General features: G+C 38.7%; 7 protein-coding genes. 3 read left to right on the plus strand and 4 right to left on the minus strand.

The window, feature by feature from the left end:
• Positions 1–26 precede the first annotated feature (26 nt).
• Both P9B04_RS14870 and P9B04_RS14875 read right to left on the minus strand, forming a co-directional pair.
• Positions 27–503: a siphovirus Gp157 family protein gene (locus tag P9B04_RS14870; protein WP_342055771.1), complete on the minus strand. Its 477-nt coding sequence runs from the start codon at positions 501–503 to the stop codon at positions 27–29.
• Between the two features lie 63 nt (positions 504–566).
• Entirely contained in the window at positions 567–746 is a 180-nt protein-coding gene (locus P9B04_RS14875) for a hypothetical protein (protein ID WP_342055772.1), read from the minus strand.
• Positions 747–983: 237 nt separating this feature from the next.
• Between P9B04_RS14875 and P9B04_RS14880 the strand changes: the two genes are divergently transcribed.
• Together P9B04_RS14880 and P9B04_RS14885 are read left to right on the plus strand one after the other, a co-directional pair.
• Complete coding sequence (locus P9B04_RS14880; RefSeq protein WP_342055773.1) at positions 984–1,361, plus strand: calcium-binding protein; 378 nt, start codon at positions 984–986, stop codon at positions 1,359–1,361.
• An 881-nt stretch (positions 1,362–2,242) separates the two neighbouring features.
• Entirely contained in the window at positions 2,243–2,881 is a 639-nt protein-coding gene (locus P9B04_RS14885; RefSeq protein ID WP_342055774.1) for a hypothetical protein, read from the plus strand.
• Positions 2,882–3,009: 128 nt separating this feature from the next.
• On the opposite strand, the gene P9B04_RS14890 is transcribed toward P9B04_RS14885, so the two are convergent.
• Both P9B04_RS14890 and P9B04_RS14895 read right to left on the minus strand, forming a co-directional pair.
• Positions 3,010–3,297, minus strand: coding sequence for a BrnA antitoxin family protein (locus P9B04_RS14890; RefSeq protein ID WP_342055775.1), 288 nt, complete (start codon positions 3,295–3,297; stop codon positions 3,010–3,012).
• On the minus strand, positions 3,281–3,553 hold the full coding sequence (locus P9B04_RS14895; protein ID WP_342055776.1) for a BrnT family toxin: 273 nt from the start codon (positions 3,551–3,553) through the stop codon (positions 3,281–3,283). The genes P9B04_RS14890 and P9B04_RS14895 overlap by 17 nt, the downstream gene beginning before the upstream one ends.
• A 91-nt stretch (positions 3,554–3,644) precedes the next feature.
• Here P9B04_RS14895 and P9B04_RS14900 point away from each other — a divergent pair, with 91 nt between their 5' ends.
• Complete coding sequence (locus P9B04_RS14900; protein WP_342055777.1) at positions 3,645–4,028, plus strand: DUF2780 domain-containing protein; 384 nt, start codon at positions 3,645–3,647, stop codon at positions 4,026–4,028.
• Positions 4,029–4,524 lie beyond the last annotated feature (496 nt).

Raw genomic sequence — 4,524 nt, forward strand, 5'->3', positions numbered from 1 at the left:
AAGAGTTTTAGCCATCGTTCCTCATATCAACTTTTCTTGGTGCAAGATGTGAGATCAATATGAACTCTAGTTTCTTTATATTCTTGGGGATAATCTTCAGTCTTAAGTTCAGGATTAATCCAGATAGGAGGGCGACCCCCATTATTACAAAGACTAACTTTTGATAGCTTCCCTTCGATACGTTTACCCTTGTCTCCGAGTTGTTCTACCCGTTGTTCCATGAAAGCTTGTAATTTACTTTTTAGCCATTGAACTGTTTCCTTATTCGTGTGGGCTAAATCACTAATTCGTTTAGCTTCATTCTCTTGGTATTCTATTAATGACTCTCGCCATTTGATAACCTTTATGTAACCATCAATTTTACTTTCTAGACGGGGTAGGAATTCATTGAAGATGTCTTCAGCGACTTGTCTTTCTTCGGGACTGTCGCTATCGAGATGAGCTACGATTAACTCAAGTTCCTCTTCCAGTTGAGGCAAACTTTCTGTTATTTTTGTTTCCATTATAACTCCTTAGTAATTACTAAGGAATAAGCGCAAAGCGCAGAAAAAAACAATAAAAGATTATTACTCTTGGTTGAATATCGTTTGTTTACTTTCTTTTTGTTGAGCTAACCACTCTCGATCAATGCAAGTTCTCTGTCCCACGAGGTTATGTTCTATGAGTAATTTCTGTGCTTCTGCCCAGATTCTTTCCTCGCAGGGATTGGCTAATTCCACGCCTAACAAGCAAAGGTAATATTTCATCAAACTCGTATGTTGTTTAACAATGAACAACGAATAATGAACAATGAACAATGACCAGATTGGAAATAGAGAAATATTTGGTATTGGATGCACTCATCAACGCAGTTAGAGGGAAACCTTGAATGAATCAATTGTTAATTGTTAATTGTTAATTGAGCCAGTCCATTTAATAGTTGTTTTTTCTCCATTTTCCTCTTATTATAATTGCTGTTTCTCCCTGCCAAACCAAATTCTATCATGGCTACTACATCCCACGACGACGACCGAGAACAGCGCATTATCAACCAAATCATCGTTGATACCTACAATGGGAGTGAAGAGCGTATGGGCTGGTACTGTTACCTAGAGGATAATCTTAATATGCCTTTTGTGGCTATATGGGATGGAGCCAATGTAGAAGTGGTGGCTATGTCCTCTGACGAGGAATGCGAAGAAGAAATGAGGGTCGATGTTCGTTACAGCGAAGGATACAGCCCAGATACTTTCTCTGTGTCGTTATCTGAGATTGACCCCGTTGGTAGCGATGATATGACCAGTGAAGCTATCGCTGATTGGCAATATTGGGTGGAAAGGGGTTATGATTTCAGTGATGATGGCGAAGATGAGTTTTTCTAAAGTTTGATTATCATCATCTAGGGGAAAGTTTTGTCGCTAAGTTCAAATTGACTAATTTTCATCAAAACAATTTCTGATGATATTAAATTATTGTTCTTCCTGGTTTTCTTTCCATAAAACATCAACAAAAACTGTACCGGCTAAAATAAGTGTTAAAGAAATAATTTCCATATCAGATTCAAGGGGATTTCGTGAAGGTCTGATTTTTGACAACCATTACATACAGAGTATAAGGTTTAATTGGTAGTGTTATCTTCCACCAGTTGGGTGAATCAATTAGATTATTAGAGATTCACCAATTATAGTGATGGCAACACAATTCTTTCTAAGTACAACAGAAATATAGGAATTTTTTTACTTCTTATTAAAGTCTTATTCATTTTATCTTAATGATTAAGTTGTTTCTTAGAAATCATTGAACTGAGATAAGATTTAGAGTAAAATTAGTCTGTAAAAAGAATGCACCTGTCAAAAAAAATTCTAATTGTTTAAATTGCAAAAATTGGGGACTTGAGGGTTAAGTAATGAAAATAACGATGATTTTGCCCGGTTTATGCCGTCAAAGAAGTCAGACTTTTTATTGGATTAGTTTTAGTTTATTTCTTCTACTGTTTCTTTAAAAACCTTAGTCTTCCAGTAAGGTAAAATTACTGATGGAAATGTTGTTTTCTCTGTACTTACTCAAAATTACTCTTATTGTTAAACCCAATAAGCGCAAAATAACGACAAAAAAAGAAGAGATTGATGATAAACAATTTGAATTAGCACTGTCATCGTAATGTCTCCTTAAATTTGAAGGATTATACTGCTTGAAGAGGACTAAACTGTGTGAGTTTTTGATATAATACAAGAGTTCGCCACTATTCTTGAAACCCGATGCCATGCCCAGACGGAAATCTCTGACTTACTTTGTCGCTGTAAACGACCTTGAGCAACCGCCAGAAGAACAAGAAGGACTACTTATAGAAGTTCCCCAGAAAGGCGGTGATAACCCCTCTAATCGAGAAAAAGCTTTAGACATAGTGTCAACGATGTGGGAAAAAGGCGAAATTGATGCAAATTTATTCCCTAATGGCCTTAATGCTGAGAACATTTTTTACGTTCCTCCTGATAGTCCCCGCTTACACAAATCAGATGCTCTCAACGAATCTCTCCCCATTCCCCCCATTATCCAGGGAGCGCAAGAAATCATCCATTTAACCAAACTGCAATTGGAGGTTCAAGAAACAACAGAGGAAGCTGCTCCTTATGTTCCCATTATTGAGGCCGTGTTATCAGGAAATCGTCCTCTCAATAAATCAGAAAGAGAAATAGCCAGAGATAAGAAATATGCTAAAGTCATTACCAAGTTAGGGGAGATAGTCGCTTCTGAGTCTGATTATCGGGAGAATTGTACGGGAAATGGTAAACTCATTCTTAATGCGATTGCGTGGCAGTCTCAGCAAAAAGTGGACTCCAATTCTGATAGTCCAACACAAGCAGTGGATGAATCCGTTAGTGTAGATGATAGGGATTTCTAATATACAATCAATACGGCTTTGTTCATCTGCGACCGGCTCCTCGCCCTTTCATGACGATTTCCTCGTCCTGCAATGTCAATAACTTAGGACAATTACGTTGCACAGCAGGCATGAAACGATGTTCTCAATTAGATGGGATGCTCATGGATATAGTTTTTTAAAGCTTGGTTGAGTCGCGTTTGCCAGCCATCAGGCGTTTCTGACTTAAAGTAGTCAACAACTTCAGGGTCTAAGCGCAGTGTGACTTGTTGCTTTGTTGGAGCTTTTTGCTTACCACGCTGCCCCCTACTCCGCTTCATCCCTTCAAAAAAATCTTTAGGCAGCACTTCTTGTGCAGGTTGTGCTTTCTTAAAATCATCTTCAGTCCAGATGGGGTTTTCCTCATCTCCTTGCCATAAATTATGATCTTTGTTCATAAAGCCTCCTTTCTTTCTCACGGGCGCGACGAAAACTGATAATCCATACGATATCACCTCTTAGTGTGAAAGTTACGCTGTAGGCTTTCCCATCTTCGCCTGTAGCAAAAGCGTTATAGCGCACTTCTCCATAATCTTTCCTATCATCAACGCGAATTAGTGCCTGTTCCCAATCCAAAAACACCACATCATCAAATGGCAATCCACGCTCTACGATGTTCTTCTGATTTTTTTTGGTATCGTAGCCAATCTGCATATACTAAATCGTAACTACAAATAAATAGCCTGTCAAGAGAATAAATGAATGAGGTTACTATTACAATAAGGAAAATTAGAGGGTGATGTTGATGGATCTCATTCAACTTTTAACGGAAAATCTTGGAATACAGGATTCACAAGCTCAAGGTGGGGCAGGACTTCTTTTTCAACTGGCAAAAGACAAGTTAGGGGAAGATGATTTTGCTAAAGTAGCGGATTATGTTCCAGGTATAGAGAATATGCTTTCATCGGCTCCCCAAGATGGAGGAATGCTCGGTGCATTAAGCGGATTAGCAGGGGCCATGGGAGGTGAAGCTGCCGGAATCGCAAACCTCATGAGTTTGGCGGGAGGGTTCTCCAAGCTAGGATTGGATAGTGGAATGATAGCCAATTTTGTCCCGATCATCCTCTCCTTTGTTCAAAATCAAGGAGGCGATGACATAAAAAACCTTTTAGAAAATGTTTTGAATTGAAGTGTACCAAATTGTTTAGACAAAAAAACAATAAAACTAAGATAGAAGACTACAAGCTTTTGTTCTGACTAAATTGGAGACTTTTCTTAATTGAATTAAACTACCTCCTTAATCTTGAAAATATATTGTAGCGGGACATTGATAACCCAAAGATGGATGTAACCTACGATAGTCATAAAAGCCAAAGTAGTTGCTCAAGTTTTCTATGACGATCGCGTTGAGTAAGGTTATGCTGTAGGTTATTTATACCTAAGTTATGAATATTTGAATCTAGGATAGGTAAGGCATTGAGGGGCAAGACCCCTCATTTCGTTCAAACAACGTCAAAAGTCATAGTCCTCGTCCTCGTCCCCGTCACTGCCCCCGTCGCCGTCTTTAACGTCGCTAACGTCGTCTTGGTACTTCGTGGGAAAGTCGTGGTATTGTTCCCAGAGAGATAGGATAACCTGCATTATTCATGAGAGAATTAAGAACAAGCATGAAAGCCTTATGCAAT

The sequence above is a fragment of the Crocosphaera sp. Alani8 genome (assembly GCF_038442745.1).
Classification (GTDB): domain Bacteria; phylum Cyanobacteriota; class Cyanobacteriia; order Cyanobacteriales; family Microcystaceae; genus Crocosphaera.